Source organism: Burkholderia sp. COPS, assembly GCF_019425585.1.
In the GTDB taxonomy this organism is placed as follows: domain Bacteria; phylum Pseudomonadota; class Gammaproteobacteria; order Burkholderiales; family Burkholderiaceae; genus Burkholderia; species Burkholderia cepacia.
The window spans coordinates 45,580-63,138 of sequence record NZ_WIXR01000059.1; the positions used below are offsets into that span (position 1 = coordinate 45,580).

A 17,559-nucleotide genomic window follows, 5' to 3' on the forward strand; every position below is an offset into this window, starting at 1 on the left:
GCGCGGGCCGCCGACGCGTTACGTCGCGGGTGCCGGCCGGTTCTGCGTATGTACCCGCGCGAGCAGGTGCGACGCGATCCGCGTGCTGCGCACGAGGTCGCCGGGTGCATGGTGCGTGACCTGGCGCTGGATGAAATACCGGGCGGTGTGCGCGAGTCCATTCGCCAGCGTCGTCGTCGCATGCCAGCCGAGCCGCCGTTGCGCGGCGTCCAGGTTCGGTCGCCGCTGGCGTGGATCGTCGGATGGCAGCGGCCGGAACTCGATCGGCACTGTCGTGCCGACGATCCGTACGACCTCGCGCGCGACGTCGATCATCGCGATCTCGACGTCGCTGCCGAGATTGACCGGCTCGCTCGCGTCGCCCGGCTCGGCCATCAGCCGGATCAGCGCCTCGACCATGTCGTCCACGTAGCAGAACGAGCGCGTCTGCCGGCCGTCGCCGTACACGGTCAGCGGCGCTTCCGCGAGCGCCTGCGTGACGAAGTTCGACACGACGCGCCCGTCGGCCGGATGCATGCGCGGGCCGTAGGTATTGAAGATCCGCGCGATCCGCACGTCGACGCCGTACTGGCGGTGATAGTCCATGAACAGCGTTTCCGCGCAGCGCTTGCCTTCGTCGTAGCACGCACGGAGGCCGGTCGGGTTCACGCGGCCGCAATACCGTTCGTCCTGCGGATGGACGTCGGGGTCGCCGTACACCTCGCTCGTCGATGCCTGCAGGATGCGCGCCTTCACGCGCTTCGCGAGGCCGAGCAGGTTGATCGCGCCGTGCACGCTGGTTTTCGTCGTCTGCACGGGGTCGCGCTGGTAGTGGACGGGCGACGCGGGGCACGCGAGGTTGTAGATCTCGTCGACCTCGACATAGAGCGGAAACGTCACGTCGTGCCGCATCAGCTCGAAGTTGGGCGCGTCGAGCAGGTGCGCGACGTTGTCCCGGGCGCCCGTGTAGAAGTTGTCGACGCACAGCACGTCGTCGCCGGCCGTCACGAGGCGCTCGCACAGATGCGAACCAAGAAAACCGGCGCCGCCGGTGACGAGCACGCGTTTTCGATCGTAGCCCTTCATTACGTATTCTCCTTGCGGTTCGCGAGTACGGCAGACGTGGCGGCCACGGGCGTGCGCCGTCCGGTGCCGGCCGATGTGCCGGCACGCTGCGGGTGCGCGACGTCGCGGTAAATGTCGACGAGCCGGTCGGCCACGCCTTGCCATGTGTAGAGCCGGTGCGCGCGCAGGTAGCCGGCGCGCCCGAGGGCCGCGCACAGATCGGGTTGCGCGCGCAACTGTACGAGGCGTGCGGCCAGCGCGGCCGGGTCGCGCGGCGGTACCAGATAGCCGGTCGTGCCGTCGTCGACCGTCGTGCGGATGCCGCCCACGTCGCTGCCGAGCACCGGCGTTGCGCACGCCATCGCCTCGACCGGCGTAATGCCGAACGGTTCGTACCACGGCGTCGTCACGAACACGTCGGCGGCGCTGTAGTACAGGTGCAGCGCGTCGCGCTCGCGCCTGCCGACGAAGGTCACGCGGTTGGCGATCCCCAGTTCGTGAGCGAACGCGGCAAGCCGCGCGAGTTCCGGGTCGCGTGCGGGGTCGGGCGTCGCCTGGCTGCCGCCGACGACGTAAAGGTGCGTCGGCCGCCGCGGATCGCGCGGCATGCGTGCCAGCGCGTCTATCACCGTATCGATGCCCTTGCGCGGCACGAGACGGCCGAGCTGCAGCACGACGAACGCGTCCTGCCGCCAGCCGAGCCGCGCGCGTGCATCGATGCGCGGCACCGGCCGGAATTCCTGGAGGTCGAAACCGCACGGCACGATCTCGATTCGCGTCCTGTCGGCGTGATAGTGCGTGATCAGGTCGAGCGCATCCTGCGGACATTCGGCGATCAGGCGGTCCGAGCGCCGCGCGAGCGTGTCCTCGATCGTGAAGCGCGCGTCCGGGAACCCGTCGGCCGCGCCCTGGTGGAGGCGCCGCACGCGGCCCAGCGCATGGAACGTCGTGACGAACGGGATGCGGAGCTGCCGCTTCACGCGCAGCGCCGCATCGCCGGACATGAAGAAGTTCGCGTGCATCACGTCGACCGGGTCGGGCTCGCGCCGCATGCGCGCGATCATGGCGTCCGCGAACGCAACCATGTACGGCAACAGCTGCTCCTTCGGCACGTCGGCCGGCGGCCCGGCCCGCACGTGGATCACGCGCATGCGCGTGCCGATCGGCACGACTTCCGGCAGGTGCGGATTGTCGCAACGCGTGTAGACATCGACGTCGAGCCCGCGCTCGGCCAGTTGCTTCGCGACGTTCGCGACGTAGATGTTCTGACCGCCGGCGTCGACACCGCCGATCACCCCAAGCGGCGATGCATGTTCACTGATCAACGCGATTCTTTGCATGGCATTGCTCCCGGTATCGGGGCCGCGCAGGCGGGCCGCCGTGGGTGCCTGTCGGCAAGCGGCATACCCGCGCCGTTGCGGGGGAAACCGCCAGCCGCCATGTCGAAAAAATTACAACGCATTGGACGAAAGCGCGTCCGGCCGGCGATTGCCGCCTGCAACCGGCGATGCGGCCGCGGCACGCGGCTTGCGCCCGTCGTGTCCGCCCGCCGGCCGTGCCGGCTCGACGAAAGGAGGTCACGATGAAGGTATTCCCGCTCCCAGCCCGTTCCCTGCGAATCCGTCGCCATCGCGCCCAGCGTGTCGGCATGGCGATCGCGATCGTCTCGGCCGCCGCCTGCGCGTCGATCGCGCCGAACGTGTTCGCCGCCGGCGACGACAGCGCCGCGTCGTCATCCATGTCGTCATCGTCATCCACGTCGTCGCATTCGACGACCGGCAGGAAGATCCGCGACGCGACGATCACGACCAAGGTGAAGGCCGAGCTCGTCGGCACGAGCGGCCTGTCGTCCGGCGACATCCACGTGAAGACGCGGCACGGCATCGTGATGCTGACCGGCAGCGTGCCCGACGAACAGCAGCGCACGCAGGCCGTCGGCGTCGTGAAGCAGGTGGACGGCGTGCAGGACGTGCACGACCAGCTGACCATCCGGGCCAAGTAACGGCGTTGCCGCAACAGGAGTTCGTCATGAACTGCATGCTCAAACCGGTCGGCGAGCAGACGATCGTGATCACCGGCGCGACGAGCGGCATCGGCCTCGTCACCGCGCGCAAGGCGGCACGGCGCGGTGCGAAGCTCGTGCTGTTCGCGCGCAACGAGGGCGCGCTGAATACGTTGTGCGAGGAAATCAGGCAGCACGGCGGCCTCGCGGTGCCGGTCGCCGGCGACGTCGCGAACCTCGAGGACCTGCAGCGCGCGGCCGCGAAGGCGGTCGACACTTACGGCGGCTTCGACACCTGGGTCAACAACGCGGGCGTGTCGATCTTCGGCACGGCGGCCGCCGTGCCGCTCGAGGATCAGCGCCGTCTGTTCGAGACCAACTACTGGGGCGTCGTGCATGGTTCGCTCGTCGCGGCGGACCACTTCCGCCGCAAGAGCGATTTCCACGGCGGCGCGATCGTCAACATGGGCAGCGAGGCATCCGATGCGCCGGTGCCGCTGCAAAGCGCGTACGTCGCGTCGAAGCACGCGGTGAAGGGCTTCACCGATTCGCTGCGGCTCGAGATGGAATCGGACCACCTGCCGGTGTCGGTCACGCTGATCAAGCCGGCCGCGATCGACACGATGTTCGTGATGCACGCGAAGAACTACATGAACGTCGAGCCGAGGCTGCCGCCGCCGATCTACGACCCCGACCTCGTGGCCGACGCGATCCTGTTCGCGGCCGCCCATCCGCGCCGCACGCTGTTCGTCGGCGGTGCCGCGAAATTCACGTCGGCGAGCGCGTACCACGCGCCGCGCCTGTTCGATCGCGTCGCGGCCACGCTGTTCTCGCGCGGCCAGCGCACGGTGCGGCCCGCGCGCCCGCGCGACGACAACGCGCTGTACGACTCGCGTCATGCGCTGCACGAGCGTGAAGGGATGGATGGCCCCGTGCTGCGCAGCTGTGCCTACAACACGGTGGTGCAGCGGCCGAAGATGGCCGGCGCGGTCGCGCTCGGCGCGGCGGCGCTCGTGTTCGCCGCGCTCGCGCGTGCGCGCCGCGGGTCCGCGTGATGCCGTTTCCGTTCACTCGATCAAGGAGGTTTCGATGACATCCCGACAACACACGGGCCACGAACTCAGCCGCGCCCGCGCGCACGAAGGCGAGCGCGCGCAGCAGGACCACGACAAGGGCGGGCACCAGACCGGCCACGGCAAGCCGCCGAGCCCGGTCGACGTCCAGAAGGCGCTGAAGGGGATGGACTACCCGGCGAGCAAGGAGGCGGTCGTCCAGTGCGCGGAACGCTCGCACGCGGACGGCGCCGTGCTCGAGATGCTGCGCCGGATTCCCGACCGCGAGTACACCACGCCGGCATCGGTCTCGAAGGAACTCGGGCGGCTGATGTAGGGGAGGCCGCGTCGCGCGTGTCGCCGCGCGCGGCGCGCGATCCGTCACGAGGAGGACGAGCATGGCAATGATCGTCGCAGGCCGCTTCACGACGTTCGATGAAGCGGAAGGTGGGGCGCGGCACCTTTACAAGCGCGCGTTCGGTCCGGACGACGTATCGATCTTCTTTCTGAATCCGGGTGGCCAGCATGCGCGCTTTCCGATCGGTGGCGACGTATATGCCGATACGGCGGCGAAGCCGGGCGGCCGCGGCGCGATGATCGGTGCGTTTCGCGGGCTGCTGATCGGCGCCGTCGCGGGGCTCGTCGTCTACGCGATCGGCGTGCGCTACTGGTTCGTGCCGGCTGCCGGCGCGCTGGCCGGTGCCTATCTCGGCGCATTCGGCGGCGCGCTCGGCAGGATGCGCGGCGAGCCGGCCGAAGGCAAGGGCACGCTCGCGCAGAGCGAAACGGGCGTGATTCTCGCCGCGCGCGTGACGCCCGACACGGCGAGCGCGGCCGAAGCCGTCCTGCGCGCGACCGGCGCACGTTCGATCGAGCGCGTCGAGGGCGACTGGCAGGACGGCGAATGGCGCGATTTCGACCCGGTGCGCCGGCCGGACGAACCCGCGTCGGGCGCCCCTCGCTGACCCCGCGCTTTCCTGCACACGCGTTGCAATGCCGGCCGCGAAAGCGCGGCGGCGCTGCCGTCAGCCGGGGGGGGCGGCAGCGGCATGCCGTTTGCGCAGCATGAGCGGCACCCGTTCAAGGAGGAACCGATGACTACCGCACAGACGCCGCCGCCCCAGCATCAGACGCATCAGCCAGGCATCGAACGCGACATGCATCCGAAGCCGCGCGGCGACGCGGCCGACTATGTCGGAAGCGGCAAGCTCGCCGGCAAGGTCGCGCTCGTGACGGGCGGCGACAGCGGAATCGGGCGCGCGGTCGCGGTCGGTTTCGCGAAGGAAGGCGCGGACGTCGCGATCGTCTACCTGAAGGAATCGGACGATGCCGCGCGGACGAAGCAGCTGATCGAGCAGGCCGGCCGTCGCTGCGAGGCGATCGCCTGCGACGTGGGCGACCGCCGGCAGGCACAGGATGCGGTGGCGCGCACGGTCGAACGGCTCGGCCGGCTCGACGTGCTCGTGAACAACGCGGGCGAGCAGCATCCGCAGCCGGGCATCGAGGACGTGACCGAGGAACAGCTCGAACGCACGTTCCGCACGAACGTGTACGGGATGTTTTTCTGCACGCAGGCCGCGCTGCCGCACATGAAGCACGGCGGGCGGATCGTCAACACGGCGTCGGTGACGGCCTATCACGGCAACCCGAGGCTGCCCGACTACTCGTCGACCAAGGGCGCGATCGTCGCGTTCACGCGTTCGCTGTCGATGGAGCTGGCCGAACGCGACATTCGCGTGAACGCGGTCGCGCCGGGGCCGATCTGGACGCCGCTGATCCCGTCGACGTTCACCGCCGAGCAGGTCGCGAAGTTCGGCTCGAACGTGCCGCTCAAGCGGCCGGGGCAGCCGGACGAGCTGATCGGCTGTTATGTGCTGCTCGCATCGGACGGCGCGAGCTACATGACCGGGCAGACGCTGCACCCGAACGGCGGCTCGATCGTCGGCGGCTGACGGCCGCATCCACGCAAGAAAAGGAGAAGGCAGATGATGAGACATCCGAACTGGACGATCGCGGCACTGGCCGCGGGTGTATTCGCCGTGTCGGGGCTTGCCGGCGCGCAGGCGCCGAGCGAGCCGCCCGCATCGAATTCGCATGTGCCGGGCGGCGTGATCAATCCATCGTCGGGCGCGGGCGACGCGCGGATCGCGAAGGCGCCGCAAGGCGGTGACGCGGAATTCATCGACAAGGCCGCGATCGCCGGCAAGGCCGAGGTGCAGGCCAGCCAGCTCGCGCTGAAGCAGGCGCAGTCGCCCGACGTGCGCGCCTTCGCGAAGCAGATGGTGAACGACCACGGCAAGGCGAACGCGCGGCTCACCGCGATCGCCGCGCGCAAGGGCATGAAGCCGCAGGTCGAACAGATTTCGGACCCCGACGTCGAGGCGCTGCGCGGCAAGAGCGGCCGTGACTTCGACGTCGCGTATGTCGCGGCGGTCGGCCCCGACGCGCATCGCAAGGCCGTCGCGCTGTTCGAAGGCGAGGCGCGCGACGGCAGTGACCCGCAACTGCGCGAATTCGCGAGCGCCACGCTGCCGACGCTCAGGCATCACCTGAGCATGGCGGAGGCGCTCGAACGCAAGGTGGGCGCGCGATAACGCGTGCCCGTTCATCCTCGGGCCGCGCGCGGCCCGTTTTTTTCGGAGAAGCAGTCATGGCCCATCGGCAACCGAAACACGAAGGCATCCGCGAATTGCTCTGTCAGGCATACGAAACCGAGCTTGGCGGCGCGAAGCTCTACGAGGCCGCGCTGCAGTGCGCGACCGACGGCGATCTGCACAAGGAATGGGAGAAGTACCACCGCGAGACGCTGCATCACCAGGAAGTGCTGCGCAAGGTGTTCGAGACGTTAGGCATGGACCCCGATGCGCAGTCGCCCGGACGCAGCGCGGTCGCGGCCACCGGCAAGGCGCTGGTCCACGTGATCGAGCAGGCGCGGAAGCAGGCCGATCCGGCCGTCGCGCAGGTCGTCGCGGCGGAATGCGTGGTGCTCGCCGAGACCAAGGACCACCTGAACTGGGAACTGATCGGCTACGCGGCCGACCAGTTGTCGGGCGATGCGGCGAAGATATTGAAGGACGCGCACGACGAGGTCGAGGCCGACGAGGATCACCACCTGTATCACACGCGCGGCTGGGCGCGCGAGATGTGGATCGACTCGATGGGCTTCAAGGCCGTGCTGCCGCCGCCGGAGGAAGTGAAGAAGGTCGAATCGGCGGCGGAGGCGGCGCGCGCCGAACGCTCGCGCGGCAAGATGATGTGACGCTCGACTTGAGCGGGCAGCCGTTCGCGCGGCTGCCCGGTTGTCCGCGTGATGTTTCACCGGTTGCCGACGCAACCGTCTCGTGAGGCTCAGGTCAGCAGGTCGACGATCATCGTGACCACCGACGCCGCCATCAGGCCCACCGCGAGCCAGCCGAATACCATCGACACCGTTCCGCTACCAGGCTGCCCGGCGGCTTCGCGCTGCCGCGCCAGCAGCATCACGAGCACGAGCATCGGCACCGCCGCGATGCCGTTGAGCACGGCGCTCCAGTACAGCGCCTTGATCGGGTCGATCGGCCCGATGCAGATCGCGATGCCGACGATGACGCACAGCGCCAGCACCGCATAAAACGCGGGTGCGCGTCTCACCGGTTCGTTCAGGCCTTCGCGGAATCGCCACGCTTCCGCGCAGCCGTACGCGGCGCTGCCCGCGAACGCCGGAATCGCAAGCAGCCCGCAGCCGACGATGCCGAACGCGAACACGACGAACGCGGCTTCGCCGGCGATCGGCCGCAACGCTTCGGCGGCTTGCGCCGTGGTGCCGATATCGTGCCTGCCGTGCGCGAAGAACACGGCCGCGCCGATCACCATGATGCAGAACGACACCGCATTGGTGACGATCATCCCGGCCCACGTGTCGAACGTGACGCGCCGTTCGGTCTCGCCACGGGCAGACGGCGTAGCGTCCTGTTGCTCGGTGGCGGTTTCCTCGACTTCGAGTGCCGCCTGCCACACGAACAGGTAGGGGCTCAGCGTCGTGCCGAGCACCGCGACGGCGGTCGTCGCATACGCATGCGTGAGCGCGATCTGCGGCAGCGCGAGCGCGTGCAGCACGCCGCGCCAGTCGACATGAACGAAGCCGAGTTCGAGCACGTACGCGATCAGCCCGAGCGTCATCCATTTCAGCCAGCGCGCGTAGCGTTCGTACGACAGCGTGACCTGCAGCACGAGCGACGCGATCCCGTAGAGCGGTGCATACCAGTAGCTGTGGCCGCCGGCGACGAGCGCCGTCGCGTCGCCCATCGCCGCGAGATCGGCGCCGACGTTCGCAATGTTGACGATCACGACCATCACGATCAGCGTCTTGGCGAGACGATCGGAGAAGTGCGTGCGAATGCCGGCGACCAGGCCTTCGCGGTTGCGGCGTCCGACGAAGGCCGCCGCGAGCTGCACGGCGACCATCATCGGCAGTGCGACGACGATCATCCACAGCATGTTGAAGCCGAACTGGCTGCCGGCCTGCGCGTAGACTGCGATGTTGCTCGGATCGGCGTCGGATGCGCCGGCGAGCAGGCCGGGGCCGAGGCGCTTGTACCAGGGTTTCGCCGTGGTGCCGGCGGGCGCGGCATTGGCCGCCGGCGGCGCCCCTTCGTCCGGCGCACTCATCCGGCGTTGCCGTGCGAATCGCGCCCGCCGCCGCGGCGTGTGTCGTGCGCGAGGTCCGACGCGGTACGCAGCGCGTCGACGAGCGTCCGGTACGCGTGCTCGCGCGAATCGGCGCCGCGCGTGCGCAGCACGTACGACGGGTGAAAGGTCGCGACGACGAGTTGCCCGCCGGCGGTCCGCACCGGCGCGCGCGTGCGCTCGAGCGTCGCGTCGTTGTCCTGCAGCACCGCGCGCAGCGCCGTGGCGCCGAGTGCGACGACCACGCGCGGGCGCACCGCATCGAGTTCGCGTTCGAGCCAGTAGCGGCACGCGGCCACTTCGCGTTGCGCCGGCGTCTTGTGCAGGCGGCGCTTGCCGCGCGGTTCCCATTTGAAGTGCTTGACCGCATTGGTCAGGTAGACGTGCGTGCGTTCGACCCCGGCTTCGTCGAGCGCGCGGTCGAGCAGGCGGCCGGCCGCGCCGACGAACGGTACGCCGGCGCGGTCTTCCTGGTCGCCCGGCTGCTCGCCGACCAGCATGATCGACGCGTCGCGCGGTCCCGCACCGGGCACCGGCTGCGTCGCGTGTTCCCACAGCGCGCAGCGGCGGCACGCGCCGAGCGTCGTCGGCGCGTCGTCGTCGCCGGTGGCGGCGGGCGGCGAGGCGGGAGCGGGCGGCGGTTTGTGGGTCATGAGACGCCCCACGTACAGGTCGGAGCGGCCGCATGACGTTGTTGCGCGGAACAACGTGGCGATCGGGCCGTCGCCCGCGCCGAGGCAAGCAAACCGGATGGCAGAAACTGCATCGCGCGCATGAAGCACTCCGTGTCGACGATGCGAACGACGCAGCAACCGGCATGCCGCATGCAGTCGGGAGGGCGCGGCTTGCGCGGCGACAGGTTTCCCGCGAGCGGGAAAGGAGAAACGCGATGCAGCCCGACCCCGGCGACGATCCGGCCGCCGCCCGGCATCGCGCGTATTTTCCATCGCGATCGACGCGGCGCCGTTGCGCACATAAAGCGCATAGCGCACATCGCGCACGCAATGCACTTCACCCCGCGCCGTCCCGGCTTGCAAAAAAGACGCCCCGCGCGAGCGGGGCGTGTAGAAAGCGGATGCGCCGGCGAACCGGCGCCGCATCGTCGTGCGATCAGTGACGGTCGCGCGCGCGCGGATCGTTCAGTTCCTCGGTGGGGTCGGTCAGCCCGAGTTCGTCGCCGGCGCTCCAGTACGGCGCGCTGCCGTAGAACTCGTGCAGCGGCTCGGCCCATTGCGGATCGGCCATCGCCGGCCAGTGGTCCTTGTCGAACCCCGGCGCGTTGCGGATGCGCTCGGACGACACCGACAGCAGGAAGCATTTGCGTTCGGTGTCGAGCGTGAGCGCGCTCCACGGAATGGCGTGCAGCTTGTCGCCGATGCCGAGGATGCCGCCGCTCGACAGCACCGCATAGGCGATGCGGCCTGAGCGCACGTCGAGCATGATGTCCTTGATCTTGCCGACATCGTCGCCGTCGGTCGTATAGACCTTGTCGCCTTCCAGCGTATCGGCCGCCATCACGTCGGGGCCGGGGCCGGCCGCCGTTGCGGCGCCCTTGCCGATGATGCGGGTCTGGCCTTGATCGGAAGTCTGCATGGTTTCCTCCAGTCTGCGTGGGGCGCGACGGTGCCCGGGGCGGGCCCTGCGGGTCGCGCGGGTAGCGTGCGGCGCGAGGATCGCACCGTCACGTCTGCTTCGGTTGCGACACGCCTTCCAGCGTGTTCGCGACGTCGTCGCGCTCCGGGCCGGCCGAGCGCGTCGCGATGTCCGCGAGCGACAGCATGCCGACCAGCCGCTTGTCGTGATCGACGACGGGCAGGCGGCGCAACTGCGCGTCGGCCATGTAGTGCTGGATCTCGTCGAGCGAATCGTCGTCGAAGCACCATTCGATCGGGCCCGATGCGACCTCGTGGATCCGCGTTTCCGGCGGCTTGCCGGCCGAGATCGCGCGCACCGCGAGATCGCGGTCCGTCACCATCCCGATCAGCCGGTTGTTGTCGCACACGGGCAGCGCGCCGATGTCGTAGCGCTCCATCAGTTGCGCGGCATGACGGATCGAGTCGGTCGGCGCGATGCGCACGACGTCCTGCGACATGATTTCGTTGACGCGATGCATGACTTCCTCCTTGCAGGTGGGTTCGGTGAGTTCGTCGGCGGAGTCCGCAAGCCGCGTGCCTTCCTGCACGCGCGGGTCGCTCGGGTACCGCTCGGGTACGTCACGCGCCGTCGTCGCGTTCGCGCGGGCTCCGCCACGGCCCTTCGTCGTGCGTGCCGGGCGGCGTGTCCGGTTCGATCCGCGTGACGCCGCCGGTCGCCGGCGGGTCGCTGGCCGGAAACGTGTCCTCGAGCTGCTTGTCGATATGGCGTTCCGAATGGCGCGTGCGCGCGCGGTCCTGGTGCTTCAGCGGCGGCGTCGGGTCGGGATGCCGCTCGGGGGCCGGCGTGTCGCGGCCGGGCCGGGTCGAATCCTTCATCGCGTGGCTCCGTATCGGTGACGAGGAGCCGGGCTTGCCGCAACGGCCGTGCCCGGGTCGCGGACGCGGCACACGACTTGCCGTATCGACTGCGATGACGACGCGCAGCCCGACCGGTGCCTGGCGTGCGCATTCCGAGCGGAGGCACGATGACGATTCCGAAACGACGACCAGGCGTGCGTTATGAGATCAACGTATGCGGCGGCGGATTCGATTCGGTGAAGAGCCATTTCAACGAATGGAAACACGAACCGCTGATCTACCGGCCCGAGCGCCGGATGTTCGAAGGCAAGGCCGACGTGCGGCCGCTGGGCGACGAGACGTTCGGTTCGACCGAGCCGGCGCGTTTCGCGCTGCAGCGCGCGTGCGAGCCGTCCGATTCGTATGCGCTGGCGGCATGCGTGAAGGACAACGGCCGCGAGCTGTGGCTCGTGATGGCCGCGTACGACGTATAACGAGGTGCTTGAAAGATTTGCAGCGAACGGTGTAGCGAAGGCACGACGCGTCGCATGGGGCCGCGCGTGTTCGCGCCGGCGCCCGCATGCGGGCGTCGCGACCGGACGGCATGCGCATTGCGGGACTTCCGTATCCAGTCACGACCGCCGCACACGATGCCGATCCGAACCCGCCCCGATGGAATGCCGATGAAACACGATCCCGCGCAATGGCTGCAGCGGCCCATCCCGCCGTTTCCCGACCTCGAGCCGGATCCCGACGACCCCGATCCCGGCGGTTTGCCGCCCGACCTGCCCGAACCGTACCGGCAACCGGCGGGCGATCCGCCCGGGACCGCGCCGCCCGAGCGCGAACCGCCGTCGCGGCAGCCTCCCGTGCATGCGCCGTCGGTCGGCGGGATAACGCGCCTGCATGCGGAGGCACGGCGATGAGCGTCCGCGTGAAACCCGGCGTGCTGCGCGAGATCGCCGAGACGCTCGGCCGCCATTTCGAAGCGCGCGCGATGCCGTTCCACATCGAGGAGCGGCCGGCCGGTGCGTTGCATATCGGCTTTCGCGTCGACGGCCATCCGGCGTCGCTGTCGGTGTCGTTCGACGCCGACGCATTCGCCGCGCTCGAGCGGGCCGGCATCGACCGGCAGCGCGGCACGCTCGCGCGCGTCGCGGCCGAATTCGACACGATGATGGCGCGCCGCACGCCGACCGCCTATGCCGGCGATATCCATTTCAACCGGCTCTGAGCCATCGATCCGACGGAGGTATTCGATGAACACGATCCAGACGATACGCGCGGGCGCCCTTGCGTTCGCCGCCGCGTGCGCGCTTGCTGCCTGCACGCAACCGACGAACGGCCCCTACGGTGCGCGCGGGGCGCCGCCCGCACCGCCGGATGGCCGCGGCGCGCAGTCGACCACGACGATGCCGGACGCGAATACGCGCTACGACACGCGTCCGTCGCCGGGCAACATGATGCCGCAGGGCGCGGCCGGCGGCGAACCGGCCGACGTGCCGCCGCCGGGGCCGAACGGTGCGCAGGGCGACCGGCCGTTGCCGGGCACGCCGCCGCCGATGCAGTACTGATCGGGCGTTTTCCGCGCATCACGCACGGCAGGCAGGCGAGGGCGTTCGGGGCACATCCGGACGCCCTTCCGGACGAGCGAATTGCGTGCCCCAAACTTGCCGCGGGCTTGTAAAAAAGCGGCCCGGGCCAGCGACGAAGCGGGGTGCGAACCCGCGAGAACCGCGAGGCGACGCGCTTCGCCAGATTGGCACGAAAGCTGCGTAAGTCGTGTAGACGACCTACCGCGAACCGAACAATCAGGAGGCTTTCGATGCCCGTCTCGCTTGCGTTGCAGATGCGACAGCATCTGGCACTTACGCCGAGGCTTCAGCAGTCGCTGCGGCTGCTGCAGTTGTCCTCGCTCGAATTTCAACAGGAATTGCGGCAGGCGCTCGACATGAACCCGTTTCTCGAAGACGGCCCGGGCGACGAGGAAGCCGCCGACGGCGCGCCGGAGCAGCCGGCGGAAGCGGCCGCGCCCGAAGCGGCGCCCGAGCCCGAGGATGTCCGGCCGCCCGACGGCGAGGTGCCGCTGACGGCGGCACCCGCGCCGCGCGGCACGAACCGCCAGGGCGACGATGCAGACGGCCTGTCGCCGGGCGAATGGATCGCCGCCGAACCGTCGCTGCATCAGCAGCTCCACGACGCGCTCAGGCTGTATCCGTTGAACAGGCACGATCGCGAGGCCGCGCGCATCGTGATCGACGCGCTCGACGACGACGGTTATCTGCGCCAGGAGCTCGCCGAGCTGCGGGCCGCGGCCGATCCGGCGCTGCTGCTGTCGGAGCAGGATCTCGCGATCGCGCTGCGGCTCGTGCAGATGCTCGACCGCCCGGGCATCGCGGCGCGTTCGCTGTCCGAATGCCTGGTGCTGCAGCTCGACGCGATTCCGGCCGGCACGCCGGCGCTCGCGGAAGCGAAGGCGATCGCGCACGAGCATCTCGAACGGCTCGCCCGCCGCGAGACGGCGGAAATCCAGCGGCGTCTCGGCTGCAACGCGCAGACGATGCACGCCGCCTGCGCGCTGGTGCGCGGGCTCGACCCGCGCCCCGGCAATCACTACGGCAGCACGCGCGGCGACTACGTGGTGCCCGACGTGATCGTGCGCCAGGTACGCGACGAATGGATCGTGACGATCAATCCGGCCGTGCTGCCGCGCGCGCGCCTGCACGAGCGCTACGCGACGCTGTTCGCGCAGTCGAGCGGCGAGCGCGATTCACCGCTCGGCCAGCAGCTGCAGGAAGCGCGCTGGCTGATACGCAACGTGCAGAAGCGCTTCGACACCATCCAGCGCGTGGGCGAATGCATCGTCGAGCGGCAACGCGATTTCTTTCGTTACGGCGAGATCGCGATGAAGCCGCTCGTGCTGCGCGACATCGCGGAAGCGCTCGACCTGCATGAATCGACGGTGTCGCGCGCGACGGGCAACAAGTACATGGCCACGCCGCACGGCACGTTCGAGTTCAAGCATTTCTTCCCGCGCAAGCTCGAGGCGGCCGGCAAGGGCGTGTGCTCGGCGTCGGCGGCGAAGGTGCTGATCCGCGACATGATCGCGGCCGAGCGGCAAACCGAGCCGCTGTCCGACGTCGCGCTCACGGAGAACCTCGCGGGCCGCGGCATTCTTCTTGCGCGTCGTACGGTGACGAAGTATCGGCAGGCGATGAAGATTCCCGCGGCCGACCTGCGGCGTCGCGATGCCGCGTGACGTGACGGCTTGCCCGCCGAACCGATCTTCAACCGCGCGCGGCGCCGCCCGTCGTGTCGGCCCGCGCATCCATCCACGACAGGAGTGCAACCATGCCAGCAAAATCCCAGGCGCAGCAGCGTGCCGCAGGCGCGGCGCTGTCGGCCAAGCGCGGTGAAACGAAGATGAAGGACCTCAAACCGCCGGCGAAGTCGATGGCCGAGTCGATGAGCGAGAAAGAGCTCGAGAAAATGGCTGCCACGCCCGTGCGCGGCAAACCGAAACACAAGCACGATGCGTGACCGACGACGACGTTTGGTGACGACCGCTGTCATCCAGGAGGGTTCCATGCTTCGATACGCCATCATCTTCTTCATCATCGCGCTCGTCGCCGCCTTGTTCGGCTTCGGCGGCATCGCGGCCGGCGCGGCCGAGATCGCGAAGATCCTGTTCTACATCTTCGTCGTGATCTTCCTGGTCACGCTGCTGCTGGGCGTCGTGCGACGATGAGTGCCGCGCCCGACCGGTCGCAGCGCGTGGCCGAACTCGAACACGCGCTCGCGATCGGCTTTCCGTCGCAGTCGACCGTCGTCGTGCATGCGGACGACGCATCCGGCGGCCTGACGATCCAGGTGTCGTGGGTGCGTGTGCCGTCCGACGAGGACGCGCGCGAATGGCGTTGCGCGGTCGACCTGCGGTTCGATCCGGACGTCGTCGATCGCTATGCACTGCTCGACGCGGCCGACCGGCTGCGCGTGCGCACGCGGTTGTGCGACCGCGCGCGGCGCGCGGTGGACGAACGCAAGCCGCGCGTCGAGGATGCCGCGATCGAATGCAGCGTGACGCTCGACGTGACACGCGCCGAATTCGACGCGGCGCTGGCCGCGCCCTGATTTCACAGCCGGCATCGCGGGCGCGATCGCGCCCGTCGTACCGGTTTTCGCTGCCGTCCGCATGCCCGCGCCGCGGCGCGGCGGTTTGCGTGGCGGCTGCCCACCCGAATGCCACGAGGATCTTTCGATGACCCGTTCCACATCAGCCGGCAAGACCGCGCCCGCGCAGTCGACCGACAGCGCGAAGTCGCGCCAGCTCGACGAACACCGTTCGCGGCCCGACCACGAAGCGTTGCGCACCAATCAGGGCGTGCGGATCGCCGACAACCAGAACACGCTGCGCGGCGGTACGCGCGGCCCGTCGCTGCTCGAAGACTTCATCATGCGCGAGAAGATCACGCATTTCGATCACGAGCGCATTCCGGAGCGTGTGGTGCACGCGCGCGGCTCGGCCGCGCATGGCGTGTTCCGCGTCTACGAACCGATGGCCGACTTCACGAAGGCCGCGTTCCTGCAGGACCCGGCCGCCGAAACGCCGGTGTACGTGCGCTTCTCGACGGTGCAGGGCCCGCGCGGTTCGGCGGACACGGTGCGCGACGTACGCGGCTTCGCGGTGAAGTTCTATACGGAAGAGGGCAACTACGACCTCGTCGGCAACAACATGCCGGTGTTCTTCATCCAGGACGCGATCAAGTTTCCCGACTTCGTGCATGCGGTGAAGCCCGAGGCACCGAACGAGATGCCGACCGGCGCGTCCGCGCACGACACGTTCTGGGATTTCGTGTCGCTGGTGCCGGAGGCCACCCACATGGTGCTGTGGCTGATGTCGGACCGCGCGCTGCCCGCGAGCTTTCGCGCGATGGACGGCTTCGGCGTGCATACGTTCCGCTTCGTGAACGCGGACGGCGCCGAGCGCTTCGTGAAATTCCACTGGCGGCCCGTGAGCGGCGCGTATTCGCTGCTGTGGGACGAGGCGCAGCGGATTGCCGGCCACGATCCGGATTTCAACCGGCGTGACCTGTGGATGGCGATCGAGCGCGGCGACTATCCGGAGTTCGAGCTCGGCGTGCAGATGATCGATCCGGCCGACGCGGGCCAGTTCGACTTCGACCTGCTCGACCCGACCAAGCTCGTGCCGGAAGAGCGCGTGCCGGTGCGGCCGATCGGCCGGATGACGCTGAACCGCAATCCCGACAACTTCTTCGCGGAAACCGAGCAGGTCGCGTTTCACCCGGGCCATGTGGTGCCGGGCATCGATTTCACGAACGACCCGTTGTTGCAGGGGCGCCTGTTCTCGTACACCGATACGCAGCTGAGCCGGCTCGGCGGCCCGAACTTCCACGAGATCCCGATCAACCGGCCGGTGTGCCCGTTCGCGAACAACCAGCGCGATGCGATGCACCGGCAGACGATCAACGTCGGGCAGGCGTCCTACGAACCGAATTCGACGAGCGGCGGCTGGCCGCGCGAGACCCCGCCGGCGCCGTCGGGCGGCGGCTTCGAGACCGTGCACGAGCCGCTCGAAGGCGAGAAGGTACGCGTGCGAAGCGAATCGTTCGCCGATCATTTCTCGCAGGCCGCGCTGTTCTACCAGAGCATGACGGAGATCGAGCAACGGCATATCCGCGACGCGTACTGCTTCGAGCTGGGCAAGGTGACGCAGCCGCGGATTCGCGAGCGGGTGGTCAACGACATCATCGCGCGCTTCGACGCGGGGCTGGCCGCGCAGGTCGCCGAACGGCTCGGGTTGCCCGCACCGCATGCGGGCGCGACGCCTGTAGTCGCGCAGCGCTCGCCCGCGCTGAGCCTGATCGGCCGCTCGAAGCCCGGCATCCGCTCGCGCAAGATTGCGCTGATCGCGACGCCGGGTGCGAGCCAGGCGCTCGTCGAGCAGGTGCGCGACGCGCTGCAGGCCGCGCATGCGGTGCCGACGATCGTCGCGCCGACGCTCGCGCCGATCGGCAGCATCGTGCCGCAGGCGACGCTGGCCGGCATGCCGTCGGTGATGTTCGACGCGGTGTTCGTGTGCGGCGGCGACGGCGATGGCCGCGACCTCGCGCACAGCGCCGACGCGCGGCATTTCGTGCGCGAGGCGTTCAAGCACCTGAAGCCGATCGCGGCCGTCGGGTCGGGGCGGCAACTGCTGAGCGCCGCGCATCTGCCGGACCCGGCCGAAGGCGTGTGCGTCGGGCAGGCCGTCGATCTCGACGCGATCCTGAATACGCTGTCCGACCTCCTCGGCCACCATCGCGTGTGGGCGCGCGAGCAGCAGGCCGCCGAGTTGCCGGCCTAG

At 69.2% G+C, this 17,559-nt stretch carries 23 protein-coding genes; 16 read left to right on the forward strand and 7 right to left on the reverse strand.

Translation table 11 applies throughout. From position 1 onward, the window contains the following. Nucleotides 1-18: 18 nt before the first annotated feature. Nucleotides 19-1,065: a UDP-glucuronic acid decarboxylase family protein gene (locus FOZ70_RS33690; RefSeq protein ID WP_219707629.1), complete on the reverse strand. Its 1,047-nt coding sequence runs from the start codon at nt 1,063-1,065 to the stop codon at nt 19-21. Continuing rightward, nucleotides 1,065-2,384 (reverse strand): glycosyltransferase family 1 protein, encoded by a 1,320-nt coding sequence (locus tag FOZ70_RS33695; RefSeq protein ID WP_021161244.1) that lies wholly within the window; start codon nt 2,382-2,384, stop codon nt 1,065-1,067. Before FOZ70_RS33695 ends, FOZ70_RS33690 begins: the two co-directional genes overlap by 1 nt. Nucleotides 2,385-2,626: 242 nt before the next feature. Here FOZ70_RS33695 and FOZ70_RS33700 point away from each other — a divergent pair, with 242 nt between their 5' ends. The 7 genes from FOZ70_RS33700 (at nt 2,627) to FOZ70_RS33730 (ending at nt 7,357) form a co-directional block, all read left to right on the forward strand. Next, nucleotides 2,627-3,046 (forward strand): BON domain-containing protein, encoded by a 420-nt coding sequence (locus tag FOZ70_RS33700; protein ID WP_042976175.1) that lies wholly within the window; start codon nt 2,627-2,629, stop codon nt 3,044-3,046. Between the two features lie 26 nt (nt 3,047-3,072). Continuing rightward, nucleotides 3,073-4,101: an SDR family oxidoreductase gene (locus FOZ70_RS33705; RefSeq protein ID WP_021161241.1), complete on the forward strand. Its 1,029-nt coding sequence runs from the start codon at nt 3,073-3,075 to the stop codon at nt 4,099-4,101. A gap of 34 nt (nt 4,102-4,135) precedes the next feature. Continuing rightward, nucleotides 4,136-4,435: a DUF2795 domain-containing protein gene (locus tag FOZ70_RS33710; RefSeq protein ID WP_219707630.1), complete on the forward strand. Its 300-nt coding sequence runs from the start codon at nt 4,136-4,138 to the stop codon at nt 4,433-4,435. Between the two features lie 61 nt (nt 4,436-4,496). Continuing rightward, the gene (locus tag FOZ70_RS33715) at nt 4,497-5,063 is read left to right on the forward strand and encodes a hypothetical protein (protein WP_219707631.1); all 567 of its coding nucleotides are present in this window, start codon (nt 4,497-4,499) and stop codon (nt 5,061-5,063) included. Nucleotides 5,064-5,192: 129 nt separating this feature from the next. Further along, entirely contained in the window at nt 5,193-6,050 is an 858-nt protein-coding gene (locus FOZ70_RS33720) for an SDR family oxidoreductase (RefSeq protein WP_219707632.1), read from the forward strand. Between the two features lie 36 nt (nt 6,051-6,086). After that, the gene (locus FOZ70_RS33725) at nt 6,087-6,692 is read left to right on the forward strand and encodes a DUF4142 domain-containing protein (protein WP_219707673.1); all 606 of its coding nucleotides are present in this window, start codon (nt 6,087-6,089) and stop codon (nt 6,690-6,692) included. A gap of 56 nt (nt 6,693-6,748) precedes the next feature. Further along, on the forward strand, nt 6,749-7,357 hold the full coding sequence (locus FOZ70_RS33730; RefSeq protein WP_048028552.1) for a DUF892 family protein: 609 nt from the start codon (nt 6,749-6,751) through the stop codon (nt 7,355-7,357). Nucleotides 7,358-7,446: 89 nt separating this feature from the next. Here the strand turns inward: FOZ70_RS33730 and FOZ70_RS33735 are convergent, their stop codons facing one another. The 5 genes from FOZ70_RS33735 to FOZ70_RS33755 form a co-directional block, all read right to left on the reverse strand. Beyond that, nucleotides 7,447-8,745 (reverse strand): Nramp family divalent metal transporter, encoded by a 1,299-nt coding sequence (locus tag FOZ70_RS33735; protein ID WP_219707633.1) that lies wholly within the window; start codon nt 8,743-8,745, stop codon nt 7,447-7,449. Then, the gene (locus tag FOZ70_RS33740; RefSeq protein ID WP_219707634.1) at nt 8,742-9,416 is read right to left on the reverse strand and encodes a UdgX family uracil-DNA binding protein; all 675 of its coding nucleotides are present in this window, start codon (nt 9,414-9,416) and stop codon (nt 8,742-8,744) included. The genes FOZ70_RS33735 and FOZ70_RS33740 overlap by 4 nt, the downstream gene beginning before the upstream one ends. A 457-nt stretch (nt 9,417-9,873) precedes the next feature. Next, nucleotides 9,874-10,356: a PRC-barrel domain-containing protein gene (locus tag FOZ70_RS33745; protein ID WP_021161233.1), complete on the reverse strand. Its 483-nt coding sequence runs from the start codon at nt 10,354-10,356 to the stop codon at nt 9,874-9,876. 88 nt (nt 10,357-10,444) lie between these two features. Continuing rightward, nucleotides 10,445-10,876, reverse strand: coding sequence for a CBS domain-containing protein (locus tag FOZ70_RS33750; protein WP_042976181.1), 432 nt, complete (start codon nt 10,874-10,876; stop codon nt 10,445-10,447). Between the two features lie 100 nt (nt 10,877-10,976). Beyond that, the gene (locus tag FOZ70_RS33755; protein WP_219707635.1) at nt 10,977-11,234 is read right to left on the reverse strand and encodes a hypothetical protein; all 258 of its coding nucleotides are present in this window, start codon (nt 11,232-11,234) and stop codon (nt 10,977-10,979) included. Between the two features lie 149 nt (nt 11,235-11,383). Between FOZ70_RS33755 and FOZ70_RS33760 the strand changes: the two genes are divergently transcribed. The 9 genes from FOZ70_RS33760 (at nt 11,384) to katE (ending at nt 17,559) form a co-directional block, all read left to right on the forward strand. Beyond that, nucleotides 11,384-11,689 (forward strand): hypothetical protein, encoded by a 306-nt coding sequence (locus FOZ70_RS33760; protein WP_021161230.1) that lies wholly within the window; start codon nt 11,384-11,386, stop codon nt 11,687-11,689. 183 nt (nt 11,690-11,872) lie between these two features. Beyond that, on the forward strand, nt 11,873-12,121 hold the full coding sequence (locus tag FOZ70_RS33765; protein WP_081052495.1) for a hypothetical protein: 249 nt from the start codon (nt 11,873-11,875) through the stop codon (nt 12,119-12,121). Then, nucleotides 12,118-12,429: a hypothetical protein gene (locus FOZ70_RS33770; protein ID WP_219707636.1), complete on the forward strand. Its 312-nt coding sequence runs from the start codon at nt 12,118-12,120 to the stop codon at nt 12,427-12,429. Before FOZ70_RS33765 ends, FOZ70_RS33770 begins: the two co-directional genes overlap by 4 nt. 25 nt (nt 12,430-12,454) lie before the next feature. Further along, nucleotides 12,455-12,769 (forward strand): hypothetical protein, encoded by a 315-nt coding sequence (locus FOZ70_RS33775; RefSeq protein WP_021161227.1) that lies wholly within the window; start codon nt 12,455-12,457, stop codon nt 12,767-12,769. Nucleotides 12,770-13,020: 251 nt separating this feature from the next. Further along, complete coding sequence (gene rpoN / locus FOZ70_RS33780; RefSeq protein ID WP_059485908.1) at nt 13,021-14,454, forward strand: RNA polymerase factor sigma-54; 1,434 nt, start codon at nt 13,021-13,023, stop codon at nt 14,452-14,454. A 92-nt stretch (nt 14,455-14,546) separates the two neighbouring features. After that, nucleotides 14,547-14,735 carry a DUF3008 family protein gene (locus FOZ70_RS33785; RefSeq protein ID WP_021161225.1) on the forward strand — a complete coding sequence of 63 codons (189 nt, stop codon included), beginning with the start codon at nt 14,547-14,549 and terminating at the stop codon, nt 14,733-14,735. Nucleotides 14,736-14,781: 46 nt separating this feature from the next. Continuing rightward, nucleotides 14,782-14,943: a DUF1328 domain-containing protein gene (locus FOZ70_RS33790; protein WP_081052496.1), complete on the forward strand. Its 162-nt coding sequence runs from the start codon at nt 14,782-14,784 to the stop codon at nt 14,941-14,943. Then, nucleotides 14,940-15,326, forward strand: a complete 387-nt coding sequence (locus tag FOZ70_RS33795) for a DUF3022 domain-containing protein (RefSeq protein ID WP_048028564.1) — start codon at nt 14,940-14,942, stop codon at nt 15,324-15,326. The genes FOZ70_RS33790 and FOZ70_RS33795 overlap by 4 nt, the downstream gene beginning before the upstream one ends. Before the next feature lie 127 nt (nt 15,327-15,453). Beyond that, nucleotides 15,454-17,559 carry a catalase HPII gene (katE, locus tag FOZ70_RS33800; RefSeq protein WP_219707637.1) on the forward strand — a complete coding sequence of 702 codons (2,106 nt, stop codon included), beginning with the start codon at nt 15,454-15,456 and terminating at the stop codon, nt 17,557-17,559.